Here is a 20,333-nt window from a genome sequence, read left to right as displayed (position 1 = left end):
CGAAATCCAGCCTTGACTGATCTCAGCGAGCGGCTAGTTTAAACGGAGTTGCCTCCGTTTGAGGCGGCGCATATGTCTTTTTAGATCAGAAGGCGGCCGGATGTCATGTCGAAAGATGTCGCTCCGCCTTATCGACCGCGATCGGCGGCGCGTTTAGACGATATCAGGGACCCATGCCCTCGCCAGACGGCCGGTCCAGCCTAATTCTTTGAAATTCTCTTCGTGAAGATTGCAGGAGCCTGTCATGACACGAACCATTCGCCTCAACCTCGATATCAACGGCAAGGGTTACGACCTCGATGTCGAGCCGCGCGTGACGCTGCTCGATGCGTTGCGCGACCATCTTGTTCTCACCGGCACCAAAAAGGGTTGCGACCAGGGCCAGTGCGGCGCCTGCACCTGCCATGTGGATGGCAGACGGGTGTTATCCTGTCTCACCCTGGCGGCCCAGGTCGAAGGCCGTCAGGTAGAAACGATCGAAGGACTGTCCGCTGCCGACGGAACGCTGCATGCGGTTCAGGCGGCCTTCCTGGAGCAGGACGCCTTCCAGTGCGGCTATTGCACGCCGGGTCAGATCATGTCGGCAGTCGCCTGCATCCGCGAGGGTCATGCGGGATCGGATGCGGAAATCCGCGAATACATGTCCGGCAACCTCTGTCGCTGCGGCGCCTATAACAGCATCGTCGCTGCAGTGCGCCAGGCCGCGCAGGCCGTCGTTCCTGCAACGAAGGAGATGGCCGATGCGTGATTTTTCCTATCTTCGCGCCGCGACCCTCGATGAGGCCCGCCAGGCGGTGCTGCAGGCAGGGGCATCCATTCTGGCCGGCGGCACGACCCTGATCGATCTTGCCAAATGCGGCGTCGCCGAACCGGAAACGGTCGTCGATATCTCCCATCTCGAAGGTCTCTCCGGCATCGAGGTCACGCCCAGCTCGGTCACCATCGGCGCGCTTTCGCGCATGTCTGACGTTGCCGATCATGCGGGCATCCAGGCGGAAATGCCGGCTGTCTCGGAATCGCTGCTGCTGGCGGCGTCGGCGCAGCTGCGCAACATGGCGACGATCGGCGGTAACGTGATGCAGCGTACGCGCTGTCCGTATTTCCGCGATCCCGGCACGTTCCCGGCCTGCAACAAGCGCAATCCCGGCTCCGGCTGTTCGGCACTTGGCGGCATCACCCGCAACCATGCGGTTCTCGGCACCAGCGAGCACTGTATCGCCTCCAATCCGGGCGATCTGGCTGTGGCGCTGGTCGCATTCGATGCGGTCGTCGATCTAGGGTCCCGCACGGTTCCGTTTGATGAGTTCTTCCTCCTGCCCGGCGATACCCCGGACAGGGAAACAGTGCTTCAGCACGGCGAGATGATCGTCGGCCTGTCGATCCCGAAAAGCGCTGCCGCGAAAAACTCCACCTATCTGAAGGTCCGCGATCGCCAGTCCTACGAGTTTGCAGCCGCAAGCGCTGCCGTCGGTCTGGAACTGGAAGACGATGGTCGCACGGTCAGGGATATCCGCGTTGGGCTCGGCGGCGTTGCCACCAAGCCATGGCGGGCGCGCGCCGTCGAACAGGCGCTGATCGGCAAAGTGCTCGACGATGCCACCATCAAGACGGCAAGCCTGCTTGCCATGGAGGGCGCCGTTGCCCAGGGCGACAATCAATACAAGATCGATCTTGTGCCGCGGGTCGTTGCCCGGGCGATCGAGACGGTCTCGACGGACAAATCTGGAGGTCTCGCATGACTATTATGCCCCCCCGCAAACACGGCGATGCCTCAGACGGCATGGTCGGCGGACGTCTGACCCGGTTCGAAGGCAGCCTCAAGCTCACAGGTGCTGCCACCTATGCGCTGGAATACCCGATCGACAACCTTGCCCACGCGGCCCTCGTGCAGAGCACGATCGCTGCAGGCCGCGTCGTCAACATCGATGCGACCCGCGCGCTCGCTTCGCCCGGCGTCCTGATGGTGCTGACACCGGAAGACGATCTCGGACTGCGTGTCTCCGCCGACTGGCAGGGCAACCGGCCGGAAGACAAGGCCTATCATCCGCTGCCGCGCGAGGTGCAGTTCAACGGCCAGTCGATTGCAGCCGTGATCGCCGAAAGCCGCGAACAGGCGACGGAAGCCGCAAAGCTTGTTATCGTCACCTATGAGGAAACGTCGCCGGTCATGAGCATCGACGATCCGGCGGCTGGCGAAGGCAAGCTGATGGACAATCTCACCATCGGCTGGGGAGATGCGGAAGCAGCCCTTGCGGCATCACCGGTGCGGATCGAAAGCGAATACAGCACGCCGCGCGAATACCATTGCGCCATGGAGCCGCACGGGCTGGCCGCCAAGTGGGACGGCGACGAGCTGACGATCTGGGAACCGAGCCAGTGGTCGCACGGCATGGCCCGCATGTATGCCGAATGGTTCGGCATGGACTATGAAAAGGTGCGGATCATTTCGCCCTATATCGGCGGTGGTTTCGGCTCCAAGGGCCAGCCGCTCGCCTATGGCGCGGTGGCGGTTGCGGCGGCAAGGAAGCTCGGACGACCGGTCCAGCTTGCCGTGACACGGCCGCAGAACTTCACCAGCTATGGTGGTCGGGCGGCAACCCGCCAGACGATTGCGCTCGGCGCTTCCGAAGACGGGGTGCTGCAGGCGATCGTCCACCGCGGCAGGACCGAGACATCAGTCTATATGGATTACCCAGAGCAGACGGGGGCGGCGACGCCTATCCTCTACAAGGTGGAAAACTTCTCCTCCCAGTCGCGCGTCGTGCCGGTCAACACCGTTACTCCAGGCGCGTTGCGGGGACCGGGCAAGAACCCCAGCGCCTACGGCATCGAAAGCGCCATGGAAGAGCTTGCCTACAAGCTCGATATGGATCCGCTGGAACTGCGGCTGAAAAACTATGCCGATCACGACTATCAGTCGGGCAAGCCGTGGTCGACGCGGATGCTGCGTGAAGCCCTGACGCAAGGGGCTGCCGCCTTCGGCTGGGAAAAGCGCAGCCATCAGCCCCGCTCGATGCGGGATGGCAAGACGCTGATCGGCTGGGGCATCGGTTGCGGGACGTTCCCGGTCATCCGGGCACCGTCGGAAGCGATGATCCGCGTGCTTGCGAACGGCCGCGTCGAGGTGGTCAGCGGCTCAATCGACATGGGGCAGGGCACCTATACGATCCTTGCCCAGACGGCCGCCGACGCGCTCGGCGTGCCGGTCTCAGAGGTCGACGTGCTCCTGGGTGACAGCCGCATGCCGGGTTCGTCGATCGCCGGCGGATCGATGCTGGCGGGATCCATCACCGGTGCCGTGCATAAGGCAGCGATTGCAGCCCGCGACGAACTGATCGGCCTTGCGCTCAACGAGACCGGTTCGCCGTTCCGCGATACCGGCGCCAACACGCTTTCGCTGGTTGGCGGGCGGATCGAGGCATCGCGCGGCGGTGGACCTTCGCTGTCGCTGCAGGAACTGATGCAGGCTGTCGGCCGCAATGAGCTCGAGATCCGCCGCAACACGCTTGCCGAAAACGCGCAGACGCCTGACGATCAGAAACAGGCCTGGACCACCATGTCGAAAGTGCAGGGGCCGACCTCGGGCGACCTCTCGATGCACAGCTGGGCTGCCCATTTCGTCGAAGTCCGGATCGACGAGGATTTCGGGACGATCCGGGTCTCGCGCATGGTCTCTGCCTTCGATTGCGGCCGCCTCTACAATCCGAAGCTGGTGGAAAGCCAGTGGAAGGGCGGCATCATCATGGGCATCGGCCAGGCACTGCTCGAAGAAGGTGTCGTCGATCCGCGCAACGGCCGCACCATCAACAGCAACATGGCCGACTATCTGGTGCCGACCAATGCCGACATTCCGGATATCGAGGTGATCTCGGTCGGCGTGCCGGATCTCGACGCGTCCACGCTTGGCGGCAAAGGGGTAGGCGAAGTCGGCATCGTCGGCGTCGCCCCGGCAATCGCCAACGCCGTCTTCCACGCGACCGGCAAACGCATCCGCGACCTGCCGATCACACTGGAAAAACTGATGTGATCTCTAGGGCTGTCGCCTTTGGCGGCAGCCTTAGACTGCTGTCTCCTCATCCTCGCCCTTGCGGCGAGGATCCAGTCAGCTCAAGTCCTTGAGCGCAAAAGACTGTTTGACCGGACGGACGTCGTGTCGCTGGATCCCCGCCACAAGGGCGAGGATGAGGGAGAGTGGGGTTTCCACTCCCTCAATCCTCCGAATACCGCTCCTCGGCCCAAGGGTCACCGCGCATGTGGTAGCCGTTCTTTTCCCAGAAGCCGGCATTGTCGATGCCGAGGAAGTCGATCCGTTTCAGCCATTTCGCGCTTTTCCAGAAGTAGAGATGCGGCACGACGAGGCGCACCGGTCCGCCATGCTCCTCGGTCAGCGGCTTGCCATCCCAGTGGGTGACGATGAGTGCGTCGGCCACGGCGAAATCGGAGAGGAGAACGTTGGTCGTGTAGCCGTCATAGGCGGTCAGCATCACTGCGGTCGCCTTGTCGGTCGGCTCAACGGCATCTAGCAGGTCGCGGGTGGAAACGCCTTTCCAGTCGTTGTCGTAGCGCGACCAGGTCGTCACGCAATGGATATCGGAGCGCATCTCGGTCTGCGGCAGTGCCTGGAAACTGTCCCAGTTGAAGGTCGTCGGCTTGTTGACGAGCCCGTAGATGTCGAGCTTCCACTGTGACGGCGAAATGCTGGGCTGCTGGCCGAGATCGAGCACCGGCCAGTTCTTGACCAGATGCTGGCCGGGCGGCAGGCGATCGGTATCGGGCCGCGCATGCCGGCCTGTCAGGAATTTCCCCTCATCGGCCCATTTGCGCTTGGTGCTGGTGAGCTTGGAATCCTGCGGAAGATTGTCGTCCATAAGTGGTTCTCCTTGCCTCCGAGGATAATCTGATAAACAACAAGGGCAATCAATTCCTGATGCCCCCGCCCGAGATTTCGTCGAGACCCCATGCCCGCCTCCCATCCGCGCCTGAATGCCCGCTTCAACCCATTGATCGAACAACTGTCCCTGCCACCGGTTCCCGCCGTCGCGGCCTGGGGTCGTGCCTATGACAAGGCTCTGGGGCCGTTGATCGACCTGTCGCAGGCGGTGCCCGGCTATCCTGCCCATCCGGACATGCTGCGGCTTCTGGGCGAGACGGCTTCGTCCAAGGCCTATACCGGCTACGGCCCGATAGAGGGCGAGGCGGTTCTGCGCACCGCCTATGCAAGCCACGTCTCCGAGGTCTATGGCGCAGCGCTTGCCGAGGAAAACATCCACATCACCTCCGGCTGCAACCAGGCTTTCGTCTGCGCGGCGATGACGGTTGCGGGTCCCGGCAGCACCATCCTGATGACCGAGCCGTTCTATTTCAACCATGAAACGACGCTTGCCATGATGGGCATCGGCACCGCCTTCGTGCCTTGTTCTGCCGAAAACGGGTTCCTGCCGGATCTGGTCTCGCTCGAAGCGGCGATGACGGATGGGGTGAAAGCGCTGGCGCTGGTGTCGCCCAACAATCCGACCGGCGCCATCTATCCGCCGTCGCTGCTCGAGGCGATCTTCAAGCTATGCCAGGAAAAGGGCATCTGGCTGATCCTCGACGAGACCTATCGCGATTTCCTGCCGCAAGCCGGAAGCCGGGCCCATAGCCTGTTTTCGCAGTCCGGCTGGGAAGAAACGCTGATCAGCCTCTACAGCTTTTCCAAATCCTTCTGCATTCCCGGCCATCGTCTCGGCGCCATCACGGCCGGCGAAGAGGCGATCGGTCAGATCGCCAAGATCATGGACAATCTGCAGATCTGCGCGCCGCGAGCCGCCCAGGCAGCCGTTGCCGAAGCACTGCCGCTGCTGACTGCCTGGCGCGAGGAAAACCGCCAGGAAATCGGCCGCCGCGCCGAAGCGCTGAAAACGGTCATGCGCAGCGTGTCCGGTTGGAAGCTCGATGCGATCGGCGCCTATTTCGCCTTCGTGCGGCATCCCTACCCGGGGAAGGGCTCGGCGGAAGTGGCCGAACAGCTCGCCAAACGCGCCGGCATCAGCTGCATTCCCGGCGTCTACTTTGGGCAAGGCCAGGATGGCTATCTGCGGTTTGCCTTCGCCAATGCGGATGTCGAAACCATCGGTCTTCTGGAAGAACGTTTGCGGAACTTTTCGCTGTCGTAAAGCGGCGGCCGGTTCTATAAGGAACCATGGTTCAAAGAGCAGGCAGCGCCGATCTTCCGCTTCATGGTGGCCGGGTTCCCCGGTGGCTTGGCGACCGCATGACAAAGCTCGGCGCCGTCATCACCGAAGCCATCGTTCTGCATTACGGCCGTGACGAGCTGCTCAGCCGGTTGGCGCATCCGTTCTGGTTTCAATCCTTCGGGGCGGTGATGGGCATGGACTGGCACTCGTCCGGCATCACCACCAGCGTCATCGGCGCGCTCAAACGCGGGCTGACGCCGATGTCTGGCGAACTCGGCATTCACGTCTGCGGTGGTCGCGGCCGCAATTCGCGGCAGACGCCGGATGAGTTGATTGCCATCGGCAACCGCGTCGGCATCGATGGTTTCGCCCTTGCCAAGACTAGCCGGCTCGTCGCCAAGGTGGACAGCGCCGCCGTTCAGGATGGTTTCGATCTCTATCTGCACGGCTTCATCGTCACAGACGATGGCAAATGGGTCGTCGTCCAGCAGGGCATGAACGGCGACCGGAAACAGGCGCGGCGCTATCACTGGCAGTCGCAGGGCCTGAAAAGCTTCGTGGATTCGCCGCATGCGGCGATCGAGGGCCGCGGTCAGGGCGATATCGTCAACCTCGCCGATCACCGGGCAGAGGCCTCGCGCCACGGCCAGCTCGATCTGCTCGCATCGCTCGGCCCCGACCGCATCGTGCGCGAGGTGATCGCGATCGATCCGGGCCGGCAGCGCAAGAAGGATCTCGCGCAGCCGATGCTGCCGCATCTGATCATGCCTGATCATCACGACGTCCGCCAGGAAGACGTCAACATGAAACGCCTGCACGGCACGCTTGCCGCCGCTGCCGATCGTGGACCTAAAGATTTTGAGGATCTGCTTCTGACGCCGGGCGTCGGCGCCCGTACGGTGTCGGCGCTCGCCATGGTCGCCGAGGTCGTGCACGGCGCGCCCTGCCGGTTTTCCGATCCGGCGCGGTTTTCGCTTGCCCATGGCGGCAAGGACCGGCATCCGTTCCCGGTGCCGATCAGGGTCTATGACGAGACGATCAGGGTGATGAAATCGGCCGTCGGCAAGGCAAGGCTTGGCCGCGACGAGGAAATGCAGGCGCTGCGCCGCCTCGATGACCAGGCCCGCCAGCTCGAAAAATACGTGACCGGCCCCGACCTCAAGGAAATCGTCGCCGGCGAATTTTCCCGCTCGCACGAATGGGGCGGCCGCAGTGTGTTCGGCTGGGAGCCTGAGGCGGAAGACGATAAACGGACGGGGTAAGTGCGCTTGCCGTCGACGGTGATTGTCCCATATCGACCTCAACAAGAAGGCGCTCGTTCCAGAGATGGCCGGGAGACCAGCAATTTGTCGCATGAAACGGAGACGCGAAGCGCCGGGTGGCGATCCTTCGCGGCCGATACGTTAGCCCTCATCCTGTTCTTCACCACGACCGGCATTATCAACGAGCGGTTCGTTGCGGGAATGAGCTGGGAGCAGGTGTTTGACGCGCGCCTTCTCGGCGCCGTGCTGATGGTTCCCTCGGGACGTCCATACGGTCTTTGGCGAGACTGGGTGATGCGGTTTGCCGGCCCCGGGCGACTGTCGCAGATCCTGTGGGATACGCTCGCGCTCGTCAGCTTCCAGGTCCCGCTCTATGCGGCGATCCTCGCCATCACCGGGGCTGACAGCGCCGAACTTTTGCGGGGAACACTGGGTGTGATCGTGATCATGCTGGCATCGGGTCGGCCCTACGGAGCCTTCCTCAACTTCATCAGGCGCCGCTTCGGCCTGTCGCCGGGCGGAACGAAGCCGATGTCGCTCAATACGTGAATGCGCCCGGCGGGAAATGCCCGGGCGCATCAGACTGCTGAGGAAGTATTTCCTCACAGCTCTGCAGGTTACTCGGGAAACTGAGCCTATCGCCAAACTCCCCTCATCCTCGCCCTTGTGGCGAGGATCCAGTCAGCTCAAGTCCTTGAGCTGAAAGAGTCTTTGACCCGACGGACGTCGGGTCGCTGGATCCCCGCCACAAGGGCGAGGATGAGGGAGAGTGGGGTATCGCTCTCCCCAAACAAGCTTCTTCAGAGTTCGTCAGCAGTCTGAGTGCCCGGGAAGAATCCCCGGGCACATGATTTTATCGGCGCTCCCTTACGGGATCAGCCGGTTTGCGCGCAGATCTTCAAACAGATCGAAGAAGGCATCGTCGGTCGGCTGGTATTCGAGGAAGCCGAGACGGCGGCTTTTCGACATGTCGGTGACGACTTCGATCGGGCGTCCGAGATCGGCATCCGTATGCCAGGGCGACACGAGGCGGTTCATGTCCGGTTCGGCCAGATTGTGGCGTTCTGCAATCTCGCGCCAGATCGCGGCATCCTCAGCCATCTGCTTCTCAAGCGGCTGTACGGTCCCGTCGAAGGTAGCGGGTTCCAGCTCGAACCAGGCGGCGATGCGGCTCCACATCCACTTCCAGCGGAAGACATCGCCATTGACGACGTTGAATTCGCCGTTGGCTGCTCCCGGTGTCGTGGAAGCCCACAGGAGATGGCGGGCGAGAAGGTTGGCGCTGGTCATATCGGTCAGCCCCTCCCACTGCATCTCGACGCCGGGGAAGCGGAACGGACGGCCGGTGTGCTTGCAGATGGCAGCGTAGACCGCAAGCGTCGTGCCCATGTTCATGGCATTGCCGACAGCCTTGCCGACGATCGTGTGCGGGCGATGGACGCTCCAGGTGAAGCCGTCGCGGGCGGCCGCGGCAAACACTTCGTCTTCCTGGGCGTAGTAGAAATTATCGACCTCGAGCCGGCCCTGTTCCTCGCGGAACGGCGTCTGCGGCAGGGCGCCCTTGCCGTAGTTCTCGAATGGTCCGAGATAATGCTTGAGGCCCGTCACCAGCGCCACATGCTTGACGGAGCCTGCCGGAGACAGCGCGTCGAGGACATTGCGCACCATCGACGAGTTGACGCGGATGTTTTCGGCTTCGGTCGACTGCCGCAGCCAGCTCGAGATGAACACATGCGAGGGATCGAGACCCGCCAGCGCTTTCGAAAGCGAGGCCGGATCGAGAAGATCCGCGGCCACCGGTGTCACGTTCGTCTGCTGCTGCGGTGTGCGCGACAGGCCGAGAACCTGCCAGCCGTCGTCGCCCAGAACCTTTGCTGTTGCGCTGCCGACAATGCCGCTTGCGCCCACGATCAATGCTTTTTTTGTCATCATTGCTCCTGTCGTTCTGAGCCTGATCTAGTGTCTTGCGGCAGACTGTGCCAGAAGGCACCCGAATGGGACATAGGCACCCTGACGTAACCAGATGGGGAACAGATCATGCAGCCAGGCTCACCTGACAACGAATGGCGCGAAGACTGCGCACCGCGCCGCGTCCTCGACCTTTTCTCCTCGAAATGGACGAGCATGATCCTGCATGTGCTCGATACGCGGCTGGAGGGCTGTGCGCGGACCGGCGTTCTGCTGCGCAGCCTGCCCGGCATTTCCAAGAAGATGCTGACCCAGACCCTGCGCGACATGGAAGCCTCGGGTCTTGTCATCAGGCGCGTCTATGGCACGGTGCCCCCGGCAGTCGATTATACGCTGACGCCGCTCGGCAAGCGTTTCGTCGAGCTGATCGATCTGCTCTACGGTTGGGGTCGAGACAATGCCGATGCGCTGGACGCGCTCAAAGCGAAGAAGGGCGAGGGAGCCTAGATCAGGGATTGGGCCTCCCAGTTCGGATGGAACGATGGTGGCCGGCCCGTGTTCTCCTTGGGAACAAGGGAGACTTGCTATGTCAGACCACAAAGACGTCGACCTCGCAGCCGATACGGCTTCCAAGGAAGCGACCCGGTTCGGCAGCAGCCAGCCCAAGGTTTCCGAACAGTCAAGGGATAGCATCCACCCGGCCGCCGATGCGGCTGAGGATGTACAGGCTGACCACAAGGTCGAGAAGAGCTTTGGTACCGGCGAGGATGGGTCAGTGCGCAAGACGGATGCGGCAACCGTCGAACTCAATCGCGCCCGCAAGGCGGCTGGAGCCGAAGGCTCCGGCGTCCCGAGCGATCATGAGGCCGACGCCGGCGACATCGGCGGCTGAGACTTCCACCCGCGGTCGCCGCGGGTGAGAGACTACTGGATATGCGGCGGCGCCTCTTCGCGCGCCGCGATCCGGCCGGCGAGTTCGCCGATGCGGCGGATCGCTCCCTCCAGCACATCATCAGGCACCGTGAGCGATATGCGCAGAAAGCCTGCCGCCTGATCGCCGAAGGATGTGCCGGGCATGACTGCCACCTTTTCCTCGCGCAGCAGTTCCCAAGCAAATTCCTCGCCACCGAGGCCTGTTGCCGTCACGTCGAGCAGGATGAACATCCCACCTTCCGGCATCATCGGCTTGACCAGATTATTGCCCTTCAGCACAGTTTCGACGATCGCGGCGCGCCTGTGATAATTGGCGCGCATCACGTCGGCTGTCGGGAAGTTTTCAGACAGCGCCATGGCGGTCATGTCGGCAATGAAGGGCTGTACGCCGAACAGCATGATTTCAGAAACCGGCAGCAGACGTTCGCAAAATTCCTCCGGGCCGGCTGCCCAGCCGGATCTGAATCCGGGTGCCGCGTGCGACTTGGAGATGGACGAGACCACGATCGTGCGCTCCGCCAGTTCCGCCATGTCAAAGGGTGAGGCAAAGCTGGTGCCGTCGAAGATCAGCTGTTCATAAACCTCGTCGCAGATGATCCAGAGATCGTGCTTGCGGCAGATCTCGCCGATCCTTGCGATTTCGGAGGCTGTCAGAACCGCACCGGTCGGGTTGTGCGGCGTGTTCAGAAGCAGCACGCGTGCTTCCGGCGTCACCGCCCGTTCCAGATCGTCCGGCTGCATGTGGAATTTCTTCTCCGGCCGCAGCGGCACCGGGATCATATGCGCGCCGGTGGAGGCGATGACGCCTTCATAGGTGGCGTAAAGCGGATCGCCGACCAGCACGCCATCGCCAGCGCCAACCAGCCCGGTCATGACGCAGTAGAGTGCGCTCTGGGTGCCTGGAAAACAGAGGAAGTTCTTTTCCGTCACGTTGCTGCGGCGTTTCGAATATTTCGCAACGAGCGCCTTCAGCGTCTCCGGCTCGCCGCGGCCGTTGGAATAGCGGGTGCGGCCGGCATACATGGCGCGCGCGGCTTCATCCAGCAGCGCCTTGTCGGGCACGACGTCAGGCTCGCCGATCGTCAGCTCGACCACGTCCTCCCCCTCGGCCTTCATGCGCCTTGCGGTCAGATGCAGCGCCCAGCGGCCTGAACCGAGATGGGCGAGACGGTCGGTGATCGTGGCATAGCGCATGAATAGGCCTCATGTTCGAGGATTAGGATGGGCCGCCTCTAGCAAATACGCCGCGCCGGGGCAAATGGCGCGGCATGGGTGATCGGCACTTAAACGTGGCTTCCCGTCCGGTAACGGCCACCGACGTGCCGGGCCGGCAATCTCGGTGCACCGAACAGCTTTTCGCGCAGCGTGCCCTCGCGATAGCCGGTCTTATAGACACCGCGTTCCTGCAGAATGGGGATCACCAGCTCGATCACGTCGTCGAAACATTCGGGCACGACGGTGCGCGACAGGTTGAAACCGTCGACATCGGCCTTTTCCATCCACTCCTGGAGACGGTCGGCGATCTGCTCGGCAGAGCCCACCATCGGCATCTGGCGGCTGCCGAGAATCATCTGGTCGAGCAGCTTGCGCTTCGTCCATTGCGGTCCCGCGCTGCGGGTCATCGCCTCGACATTGGAGACGATGGCATCGCTTTTGCCGGTCTGGATCGGTTCGTCGAGATCGTAGCGCGCAAAATCGATGCCGAGCGATGCGCTGGCATGGACAAGTGCTGCCTCGGAACTGGCATGGCTGCGATAATCCTCGAACTTCTCCTGCGCTTCCTTTTCCGTGCGGCCGGTGATGATCGTTGCACCGACAAAGACTTTCAGATCATCGGCGGTTCGGCCGCCGGCAAGCGCACGGGCGCGAATATCGTCGACGAGGTCGCGCACACTTTCCATCTTCTGGCCGTTGACGAAGACGCATTCGGCATGGGTTGCGGCAAACGCCCGGCCGCGGGTGGAAGAGCCAGCCTGATAGAGAACCGGCGTTCTCTGCGGGGAGGGGGCGGAAAGATGCATCGCGTCCAGCCGGTACTGCCGGCCTTCGTGGCTGATCTTTCGAACCTTGGCCGGGTCGGCGTAGACTCCGGCGGCGCGATCGAACACGACGGCATCGTCGTCCCAACTGCCTTCCAGCAGCTTGTAGATCACGTCCATGTATTCGTCGGCGAGATCGTAGCGATCGTCATGTGCCATTTGCGCGTCGAGGCCGATCGCTTTCGCCGCGCTGTCGAGATAGCCCGTCACGATATTCCAGCCGATCCGACCACCGGTCAGGTGATCGAGCGTCGACATGCGGCGGGCAAACAGGAAGGGTTGCTCGTAGGTGAGGTTCGCCGTCACACCGAAGGAGAGGTGCTTCGTCACCGCCGCCATGGCCGGCACCAGCAGCATGGGATCGTTGACCGGCACCTGGACGGCGCCCCTCAAGGCCGCATCCGGGCTTTCGCCATAGACGTCGTAGACGCCCACCACATCTGCCAGGAAAATCCCGTCGAACAGGCCGGCTTCCAGCCGTTTGGCGTAATCCGTCCAATAGGCGAGTTCGGTGTAACGGTTGGACTGGTCGCGCGGATGCGTCCACAATCCGTGCTGGATATGGCTGACACAGTTCATGTCGAAGGCGTTGAATCGGATTTGGCGCAAAGAGCATTCCCCCGCGTTGCAGATCTGGTGCGTCTCTTATAAGTTCCTATCGTCCACTATAGAAGACGATCGTTCGGAGGCAAGCGGATAAAGCCATGGAAGCAGATGTTGGAGATGCCATTGCATCGCGTCTCAGAACGGAACGCGAGACACGCAAATGGTCGCTTGCGGAACTCGCCGAACGCTCCGGCGTGTCGAAGGCGATGATCAGCAAGATCGAGCGCAGCGAGGCCAGTCCATCGGCCGCCGTGCTCGGCCGGCTCTCCGGCGCTTTCGGCCTGCCGCTGTCGGTGCTTCTGGCACTGGCGGAAGGCGGGGAGGAGCGGCTGCGCATCCAGTCGGGCCAGCCGGTCTGGACCGATCCCGAGACCGGCTATACCCGCCGGGCCCTGTCGCCGCCCAATGCGCCGCTCGAACTGATCGAGGTTCTGCTGCCGCCTGCCGTGCGCGTTCCCTATCCGGCCTCCGCCTTCGCCTTCCAGCATCAGCAGATCTGGCTTCTCGCGGGCGCGCTCGATTTCATCGAAGGCACGGTGCTGCATTCTTTGAAGGAGGGCGATTGTCTCATGCTGGGGCCGCCCGCCGACTGCGTCTTCTTCAATCCCGGTAAGGTCCCGGCGCGTTACGTTGTGGCGCTTTCCCGAAGGTAACGGAGCAGAACGGCAGACGTGAAAAAGGCGCTTCCCGAAGGAAGCGCCAGTTGGGGAGATTGTGACTTTGCCGGTCGCGCTGATGGATGCGACCTACAAGTCCGTGAACACGAACCCCTAGCGGTTTGTTCCCGCAGAAAGTGTGAAATCCTTTTCTTGCCCGGAACGATCCGATATCCTGTCGGTTACACCGCAAGAACGGATCGAGGCCTGGGAGGAGGATGCGATGCTGGGATTGGGTCATTTCTGGAAACGGGTGCAGGCCCGCAAGGCGGAAACGGCAACGCCCGAGTTTGCCGATCGCAGTGATGCCGGCCGGCAGCTGGCCGAGGCACTGCAAATCTCACAATCCTTGTCCTCTGTCGCCGGCGATCCCGTGGTGGTCGCCGTGCCGCGCGGCGGCGTGCCGGTTGCGTTCGAAGTGGCGCAGCGGCTTGGACTGCATCTCGATCTCTTGATCCTGCGCAGGATCGCAGCCCCCGGCCACCCGGAATTAAGCATCGGCACCGTTGTCGACGCTAAAGAACCAATTGTCCATATCGACGAGGGAAACGTGCGGCGCTTTCCCCTGCCTCCTGGCTATCTTAACGAGGAGCGGCAGCATCAGATCGCCGAGGTCGACCGCCATCACCGGATGTATTTCGGCGAGGATCACGCCGACGAGCACGATCTTGCCGGGCGTCACGTCATACTGATCGATGAGGGGCTTTCCGATGCCGGGTCGATGGAGGTCAGCATCCACGCGCTCAGGCAGCTGGGTGTCGCGATCATTACCCTTGCCTTACCGGTCGCCTCGCAGGACACGCTCGATGCAATCAGGGACAAGGTTGAAGACGTGGTCTGCCTGTCGATCCCGCCAACATTCGGCGATGTGGGTGACCACTACGAGGATTTCCCGGAAACCACCGATCAGGACGTCGTCCGGCTGCTCAAGGAAGCCAGACGGTCGGAGCGGTTGCTCAACTAGATTTCAATCGTCGCCAACAACGGCAGGTGGTCGGATGCCCGCCGCGTCAGCGGTGTCGAGACCACTTCGGCATCGATCACCTTGATGCTGTCGGAAACAAAGATGTGGTCGAGCCGAAGCAGCGGAAAGCGGGACGGAAACGTTGCCCGCCAAGGTTTGACAAGCGCCGTCTGCACATCGGTCAGGCGCTTGGCCGCATGCCGGTAGGTCCTCGTGATCGGTGTCGAGTTGAAGTCGCCGATCAGGATGCGCGCCGGGTTTTCCTTCTCGAGGCCGCCGAGCCAGTCCGGGCCCGTCAGCTCCGTCATCTGCGCCATCCGGTCTTTACCGCGGAGTCCGAGATGGGTGTTGAAGACCTGCAGCGGTTTGCCACCGACGTCGATTTCCACCCAGACTGCGCCGCGCTGCTCGCCGATCGAGGAAAGCATGTCGGCCTTGATCACTTTCAGCGGCAGGGATGTCAGAATGGCGTCGCCGTAGCGTTCCTCGGCCACATGCAGGGCTGCATGGAAATGATAGTCCATCTCCACCTCGCGGGCGATGATGTCGACCTGGTCGACGCCGCCGGTGCGCGAGCGGCCCACATCCAGTTCCTGCAGGCCGATAATATCCGGCTTCAACTCCGAGATCACGTCGGCGATCCTCGCCGGATCGAGCCGGCGGTCAGTGCCTCTGCAGCTATGGACATTATAGCTCAGGATCTTCAGACGGCGACGGGAGGGAGTTTCGGACGGGGTGTCGGAGGGCGATTTGGGGAGCGCATCGATCATAGCGCGGGAACACCTTGGACAGTCATTTCGTTCCACCCTGCACAGCATGAATGGAGATGGAATGAAGATCTGGCGGCCCCTCATCAAATGTCTTGTGGTTGCCGCGGTCTGCCTTGCCGCACTCCTCGTCTACCGCAGCCTGCAACGCTACACATGGGACGAAATCGAGGAGTCCGTGCTGTCCATCGCCGGCATTCGGTTGGTGGCCGCGTTCGGCTTCGTCATTCTCTCCTATGCCTGCCTTGGCATGTTCGATGCGCTTGGCGTGCGCTATGCGGGCAAGCCGCTTGCGTACCATAAGACGGCACTCGCATCCTTCACAAGCCTGTCGATCGGCCACAATGTCGGCATGGCAGCGCTCAGCAGCGGCGCGGTCCGTTACCGGTTCTACTCCCGCTGGGGCCTTCAGCCTCAGGACATCGCCAAGGTCATCGTATTTTGCGGCGCGACTGTTGGGTTGGGGCTTGCCACACTGGGCGGCATTGCCATGCTGCTCGATGTCAATGGATCGGACGACTTCTTCGGCCTTGGCAGGGGAGAGAGGGCCGCCATCGGCGTCGCCTGTCTGGCCGTGCCGGCTGCCTATCTACTGCTTTGCGCTTTCGTGCGCCGGCCGTTGCCCGTCCGCTCCTGGCGTTTCACGCCGCCGGATCTGTCGCTCGCGATCGGCCAGATCATCGTCGGCACACTGAATTTCCTCTGTGTCGCCTCCGCGATCCGCCAGCTGCTGCTTGCGTTTACCGATATCGGATTCCTGCAGGTCGCCAGCGCTTACGTGACCGCCAATCTCGGCGCGCTGGTCAGCCACGTGCCGGGCGGTCTCGGCGTGCTGGAAGCGGTCATGCTGAACCTGTTGCCGGGCACATCGGCGATCGGGGCACTGATCGCCTTCCGCGTCCTCTACTTCTTCGTGCCGCTCGCGATCGGCGTACCGGTGCTGATCGCAAGCGAGGCCTATTACCGGCGTCAGGGAAGTGCCTATTCAGGCCGCGCGGCGGAAGGAAAGGCGTGAAAACAGCTTCCTGATCCCGGACTTGATCTCCGGGATCGGCCAGAACGGCTGTTTCGGATCGACAATGCCGGTGCCGATGAGCGAGGTGATCTCGCCCTTCAGCGTATCCACCTCGAAAGGCCGCAGGCAACGTGGGTTGACGTTCAGAATGTCGATCGCCGCCAGCATCGATCCGGTCTGCTGAATGATGCGGGAGACGTCTTCCTTGTTGGCGCAGAGATGCTCGGCCAGAAGATCGTCGCGCAGATCAAGGATTGCCTTCTGCGACGCGGCCTCGACAGTCTCGAGCGCGATATCGCATTCCGTATCGAGCCCTTCCGACCGGTTGTTGAGGTTGGACGAGCCAACCCGCACGAAGCGGTCGTCGACGACGATCAGCTTGGAATGGACGATGATCTCGCGATCGTTGCCATCGGCATCCGGCGTCGTGGCGTAGTAGATCCGCAGCCGGCCGTAGCGATCGGCGCGCTTCAGGCGGCGAATCAGGCGGGTGCGGTTGTTGCCCATCATCAGCTTTTCGAGGAAGCCGTGGGATTCGCGCGTCACGATGATGACGATTTCCGGGCCCTGCGCCGCCTTGAGCTTGCGGGCAAGCGTGCGCGCCACGCCGAAGGACGCGAGATACTGCGTCTCGATATAGAGGTGCCGCTCGGCTGCCTTCAGCGCATCATGGGTAAGCTTGATCGCCTCGCGGTGGCCGCGGCGACCCTTCCATTTCCAGGGTTCGGTCAGCGCAAGTCCACTACGGCAATTGGTGAGATTGGGTTCGAGATCCTGCGGCCAGGCGGCTTCGCCTGCAACCGTGACCGGTTCGAGCTCGATCTTCGTCACCTTCTTCCAGCGCCGGCGCGTCACGTCGCCGATCAGCCGGGCGATATCGCCTGTCACGATCGTCTGCATGTCGTGAACGGGACCATAGGTCGTGCCGTCGGGGGAGGTGCGGGCCGGGTTGATGCAGGCATGCCCACGGTCGTCCCAGCGGCGCGCGGTCAGATCGATGCCGCCGACAAAGGCGGTCCTGTCGTCGACCACGACGATTTTCTGGTGATGGCTGGCGCGCAGCGGATGTTCGAAATCGAAGCGCAGTTCGATGCGCGGATGGTCATTCCAGTCCATCTTGCCGAACATCTTCAGGCTCTTGCCGGAATAAACCGGACCCATGCCCCAGACGAGAATGCGGATTTCCAGTTCCGGCTTTTCCTCGACCATGCGGCGCAGCGTGGCACCAAGCGTCGGGCAATCCGGGTCGCGCGGGCGCAGTTTGATACCAGGGTTGAAGTCCCAGCCGAGGATCATCACGGACCGTTCGGCCTGTTTCAACACGTCGTCCAGGCGCTGGTAGTATTCCTCGCCATCGATCAGGAAGCCGACCCGCTCGGCCTCGGCGCTGCGCCAGACGTTGCGGCCGGGGCGAATGATCGCACGGCCGGATGGCTCCGACCGGCGCCAGGACGAAAGTGCGGAAGAGCCTGTCTGGCTCGGCGAAGTTTTTGAAGAAAAATTAGACACGTCCACCTTTTGACCCCCGTCAATTGCGTGGCCCATCAACGCGCTAAGCTGCAAGATGTTCCAGGGACGCTGGAACATCGCGGACGTTGACGGGTTTACAGTCGTTGCGTACCAAATCGACCCGGGGGAAGACGTAACGAGGAGGACGTGAACATGACGCATGCGCGGGACAATTTCATTACTTGGCTACGCAATGCCCATGCGATGGAGGAACAGGCAGTCACGCTTCTGACAGCTCAGGCACGCCGGATCGAAAGCTACCCGGATCTCAAGGACCGCGTTCTGGAGCATCTCGAGGAAACCCGCGGCCACGTCGCGGCGCTGACCGAGATGCTGGAGAAGTTCGCCGTGACGACGCCGACCTTCAAGGACATGACCGCCAAGCTTGCCGCGACGGCCCAAGGTGTCGGCGGATTGCTGGTCAGCGACGAGGTCATCAAGACGATGACGACTGCCTTCGCATTCGAGCACACGGAAATCGCTACCTACAAGGTGCTGATTGCTGCCGCTGACGAACTGGACGAACCGGAAGCCGTCGCCGTCTTCGAACACATCCTGTCCGAGGAAGAAGACATGGCGGAATGGCTGAACGACAATATCGACAGCATCACGCGGATATTCCTGATGCGCGACGAGCGGGATCTCCAGGCGAAGCGGTAGTAGACGCCTCTGCTTCAGTCCTGACTTTTCAGAAGACCTGACAAGTCCAGCCGATGCTGCAGGGCGCCTTCGTCGCAGGCGCCGTGCTGGTAGAGATCGATGATCTCGGCCGCGAGGTTCTTTGCCGCCGTGCTTTCGCCAGACAAGCCGCGTTCGGCGCAGGCGGCATCGAAGACGTGCTGCAGGAAATCCAGTTCCCGCGGTTCCATTGCCGCATTGAATGCAGGTGTATTCATCTGTGGCCTCCCGTCGTGGAATGGATGTTGGGGGAGATCGCTCTAATGTCTTCCCGTCGCCGGCGGCCTTCGATTGTGCCGACGATGGGTGAAGTCTAAGCAAACTCCCCCTCGTTGCAAAGGGAGGGAGAAGGTTAAATTCCTGTAATGACGGGATTGTCAGTGAGCGCGCCGCAGCGCGTGAACACCCGTCATTCCGGATGGTTTCGTCAGCCTGCCGGCTTCATCGACTGGACCACGGTCGGCCACAGTTCCGAAACGGTGGGGTGGATAGGCACGGCCCAGCGCAGGGCATCATAAGTCGCGCCGGCATTCATCATGTCCAGCACGCCGTGGATCGCCTCGTCGCCGCCGGTGCCGAGAAGGGCGGCGCCCAGGATCTTTTTCGTCTCCGCATCGGCCACGATCTTCATCAGGCCGATCGTCTCGCCCTTTTCCACCGCGCGTCCCACCTGGCTCATCGGCCGCGTGCCGACGAGAACCTTGTGGCCAGCCTTCACCGCCTGGTGTTCGGTCATCCCGACCCGGCCGAGCGGCGGGTCGGTATAGAGCGCATACCCGAGCAGGCGGTCGGAGACCTTGCGGCTCTCGCCATCGAACAGATTGGCCGCAACGATCTCGAAATCGTTGTAGGCGGTGTGGGTAAACGCTCCGCGGCCGTTGCAGTCGCCCATCGCCCAGATGCCCGCGACATTGGTCGACAGATCGTCTCCTACCTGGATATAGCCGCGCTCGTCGAGCGTCACACCCACCTTGTCGAGCCCGAGATCGTCGGTATTGGGACGGCGTCCGACCGCGAGTAGCACATCGGAGCCGATGACTTCAGGCGCGCCTTCGTCGCAGCTGATGCCGACTGCGATACCGTCGTTGGTCTTCCTGAAACGGATACATTCGGCGCCGGTCCTGATAACGATCCCTTCGGCTTCCAGCATCTCCTGGATGGATTGCGAGATCTCCGCATCCTCGCGGCTGACGATACGTTCGCTGCGCTCCACCACGGTCACCTTTGCGCCGAAGCGGCGATACATCTGCGCATATTCCAGCCCGATATAGCTGCCGCCGATGATCACCAGATGGTCCGGCACCCGGTCCAGCCCGACGATGTCGCTGTTGGTCATGTAGGGGATGTCGTTGACGCCCTCGAAATCGGGAATGGTGGCGCGCGCGCCGACATTGAGAAAGATCTGCGGCGCCGTCAGCAACTCGTCGCCGACGCGGATCGTGTTAGCGCTCTCAAAGCGGGCATGGCCGCGGATCAGCGTGCAATGGGGCATCTTCTCCAGCCAGCTTTCATTGCTGCCGCGGCTGTCCATCGTCACTTTCAGCGCCCGCCGCATGACAGCCGGCATGTCGATCGTCACCTCGCCGCCGATGCCGATGCCGTAATCGGCGCTGCGGCGGGCAAGATGTGCCGCGTAGGCGCTTGCCACCAGCGTCTTGGTCGGCTTGCAGCCGGTGTTGACGCAGGTGCCGCCCACATGCTTGCGCTCGATGATGGCAACTGTCTTGCCCGCGTCGTTGAAGCGTCCGGCAAGCGATGGCCCCGCCTGTCCGGCACCGATGATGATCGCGTCGAATGTCTGCATGATGCTCAGATCTCCG

Annotated in this window: 20 protein-coding genes; 12 read left to right on the top strand and 8 right to left on the bottom strand. The window is 62.4% G+C overall.

Going from position 1 to position 20,333, the window contains the following annotated elements:
* The first annotated feature begins 244 nt into the window (after positions 1-244).
* From ACQY1K_RS14785 to ACQY1K_RS14775, 3 genes are read left to right on the top strand one after another with little or no spacing between them, the layout of a single operon-like run.
* Complete coding sequence (locus ACQY1K_RS14785) at positions 245-748, top strand: (2Fe-2S)-binding protein (RefSeq protein ID WP_430257714.1); 504 nt, start codon at positions 245-247, stop codon at positions 746-748.
* On the top strand, positions 741-1,739 hold the full coding sequence (locus tag ACQY1K_RS14780; protein ID WP_430257713.1) for an FAD binding domain-containing protein: 999 nt from the start codon (positions 741-743) through the stop codon (positions 1,737-1,739). The genes ACQY1K_RS14785 and ACQY1K_RS14780 overlap by 8 nt, the downstream gene beginning before the upstream one ends.
* Positions 1,736-4,027 (top strand): xanthine dehydrogenase family protein molybdopterin-binding subunit, encoded by a 2,292-nt coding sequence (locus ACQY1K_RS14775; protein ID WP_430257712.1) that lies wholly within the window; start codon positions 1,736-1,738, stop codon positions 4,025-4,027. Before ACQY1K_RS14780 ends, ACQY1K_RS14775 begins: the two co-directional genes overlap by 4 nt.
* Positions 4,028-4,208: 181 nt before the next feature.
* Here the strand turns inward: ACQY1K_RS14775 and ACQY1K_RS14770 are convergent, their stop codons facing one another.
* Positions 4,209-4,868 carry a sulfite oxidase-like oxidoreductase gene (locus ACQY1K_RS14770; protein WP_092659511.1) on the bottom strand — a complete coding sequence of 220 codons (660 nt, stop codon included), beginning with the start codon at positions 4,866-4,868 and terminating at the stop codon, positions 4,209-4,211.
* Between the two features lie 90 nt (positions 4,869-4,958).
* On the opposite strand from ACQY1K_RS14770, the gene ACQY1K_RS14765 reads away from it, so the two are divergent.
* From ACQY1K_RS14765 to alaE, 3 genes are all read left to right on the top strand, one after another.
* On the top strand, positions 4,959-6,155 hold the full coding sequence (locus ACQY1K_RS14765; RefSeq protein ID WP_430257711.1) for an aminotransferase: 1,197 nt from the start codon (positions 4,959-4,961) through the stop codon (positions 6,153-6,155).
* A 26-nt stretch (positions 6,156-6,181) separates the two neighbouring features.
* Positions 6,182-7,438 carry a DUF763 domain-containing protein gene (locus ACQY1K_RS14760; RefSeq protein ID WP_430257710.1) on the top strand — a complete coding sequence of 419 codons (1,257 nt, stop codon included), beginning with the start codon at positions 6,182-6,184 and terminating at the stop codon, positions 7,436-7,438.
* Between the two features lie 84 nt (positions 7,439-7,522).
* On the top strand, positions 7,523-7,987 hold the full coding sequence (alaE, locus tag ACQY1K_RS14755) for an L-alanine exporter AlaE (protein WP_430257709.1): 465 nt from the start codon (positions 7,523-7,525) through the stop codon (positions 7,985-7,987).
* 318 nt (positions 7,988-8,305) lie between these two features.
* Here alaE and ACQY1K_RS14750 read toward each other — a convergent pair whose 3' ends face one another.
* Positions 8,306-9,367 (bottom strand): SDR family oxidoreductase, encoded by a 1,062-nt coding sequence (locus ACQY1K_RS14750; protein ID WP_062581917.1) that lies wholly within the window; start codon positions 9,365-9,367, stop codon positions 8,306-8,308.
* A 108-nt stretch (positions 9,368-9,475) separates the two neighbouring features.
* Between ACQY1K_RS14750 and ACQY1K_RS14745 the strand changes: the two genes are divergently transcribed.
* Together ACQY1K_RS14745 and ACQY1K_RS14740 are read left to right on the top strand one after the other, a co-directional pair.
* Positions 9,476-9,853 (top strand): winged helix-turn-helix transcriptional regulator, encoded by a 378-nt coding sequence (locus ACQY1K_RS14745; protein WP_062581919.1) that lies wholly within the window; start codon positions 9,476-9,478, stop codon positions 9,851-9,853.
* A 79-nt stretch (positions 9,854-9,932) separates the two neighbouring features.
* On the top strand, positions 9,933-10,238 hold the full coding sequence (locus tag ACQY1K_RS14740; protein WP_430257708.1) for a hypothetical protein: 306 nt from the start codon (positions 9,933-9,935) through the stop codon (positions 10,236-10,238).
* 32 nt (positions 10,239-10,270) lie between these two features.
* Here the strand turns inward: ACQY1K_RS14740 and ACQY1K_RS14735 are convergent, their stop codons facing one another.
* Both ACQY1K_RS14735 and ACQY1K_RS14730 read right to left on the bottom strand, forming a co-directional pair.
* Positions 10,271-11,473 carry a pyridoxal phosphate-dependent aminotransferase gene (locus tag ACQY1K_RS14735; RefSeq protein WP_430257707.1) on the bottom strand — a complete coding sequence of 401 codons (1,203 nt, stop codon included), beginning with the start codon at positions 11,471-11,473 and terminating at the stop codon, positions 10,271-10,273.
* 89 nt (positions 11,474-11,562) lie between these two features.
* A complete protein-coding gene (locus ACQY1K_RS14730) occupies positions 11,563-12,927 on the bottom strand; it encodes an LLM class flavin-dependent oxidoreductase (protein ID WP_430257705.1) in 1,365 nt (454 codons plus the stop codon).
* A 95-nt stretch (positions 12,928-13,022) separates the two neighbouring features.
* Here ACQY1K_RS14730 and ACQY1K_RS14725 point away from each other — a divergent pair, with 95 nt between their 5' ends.
* Both ACQY1K_RS14725 and ACQY1K_RS14720 read left to right on the top strand, forming a co-directional pair.
* Complete coding sequence (locus tag ACQY1K_RS14725) at positions 13,023-13,577, top strand: helix-turn-helix domain-containing protein (RefSeq protein ID WP_430257704.1); 555 nt, start codon at positions 13,023-13,025, stop codon at positions 13,575-13,577.
* A gap of 142 nt (positions 13,578-13,719) precedes the next feature.
* Positions 13,720-14,544 (top strand): phosphoribosyltransferase, encoded by an 825-nt coding sequence (locus tag ACQY1K_RS14720; RefSeq protein WP_430257703.1) that lies wholly within the window; start codon positions 13,720-13,722, stop codon positions 14,542-14,544.
* On the opposite strand, the gene ACQY1K_RS14715 is transcribed toward ACQY1K_RS14720, so the two are convergent.
* Complete coding sequence (locus ACQY1K_RS14715; RefSeq protein WP_430257702.1) at positions 14,541-15,314, bottom strand: endonuclease/exonuclease/phosphatase family protein; 774 nt, start codon at positions 15,312-15,314, stop codon at positions 14,541-14,543. The two genes, ACQY1K_RS14720 and ACQY1K_RS14715, sit on opposite strands and share 4 nt — an antisense overlap.
* Before the next feature lie 61 nt (positions 15,315-15,375).
* Between ACQY1K_RS14715 and ACQY1K_RS14710 the strand changes: the two genes are divergently transcribed.
* Positions 15,376-16,326 (top strand): UPF0104 family protein, encoded by a 951-nt coding sequence (locus tag ACQY1K_RS14710; protein ID WP_430257701.1) that lies wholly within the window; start codon positions 15,376-15,378, stop codon positions 16,324-16,326.
* Here the strand turns inward: ACQY1K_RS14710 and ACQY1K_RS14705 are convergent.
* A complete protein-coding gene (locus ACQY1K_RS14705) occupies positions 16,297-17,835 on the bottom strand; it encodes a phospholipase D-like domain-containing protein (RefSeq protein ID WP_062583051.1) in 1,539 nt (512 codons plus the stop codon). The two genes, ACQY1K_RS14710 and ACQY1K_RS14705, sit on opposite strands and share 30 nt — an antisense overlap.
* 153 nt (positions 17,836-17,988) lie before the next feature.
* On the opposite strand from ACQY1K_RS14705, the gene ACQY1K_RS14700 reads away from it, so the two are divergent.
* Positions 17,989-18,495, top strand: a complete 507-nt coding sequence (locus ACQY1K_RS14700; protein ID WP_062461507.1) for a ferritin-like domain-containing protein — start codon at positions 17,989-17,991, stop codon at positions 18,493-18,495.
* 14 nt (positions 18,496-18,509) lie between these two features.
* Here the strand turns inward: ACQY1K_RS14700 and ACQY1K_RS14695 are convergent, their stop codons facing one another.
* Both ACQY1K_RS14695 and ACQY1K_RS14690 read right to left on the bottom strand, forming a co-directional pair.
* Positions 18,510-18,731, bottom strand: coding sequence for a hypothetical protein (locus ACQY1K_RS14695; protein WP_062461504.1), 222 nt, complete (start codon positions 18,729-18,731; stop codon positions 18,510-18,512).
* Between the two features lie 209 nt (positions 18,732-18,940).
* The gene (locus ACQY1K_RS14690) at positions 18,941-20,320 is read right to left on the bottom strand and encodes an FAD-containing oxidoreductase (protein WP_430259033.1); all 1,380 of its coding nucleotides are present in this window, start codon (positions 20,318-20,320) and stop codon (positions 18,941-18,943) included.
* Between the last annotated feature and the right edge of the window lie 13 nt (positions 20,321-20,333).

Origin of the sequence: Neorhizobium sp. IRS_2294 (assembly GCF_050500145.1) — a bacterium.
Classification (GTDB): Bacteria; Pseudomonadota; Alphaproteobacteria; order Rhizobiales; family Rhizobiaceae; genus Neorhizobium; species Neorhizobium soli.
The sequence above is the reverse complement of the archived record's forward strand: the minus strand, read 5'-3'. Positions and strand labels throughout refer to the sequence as shown.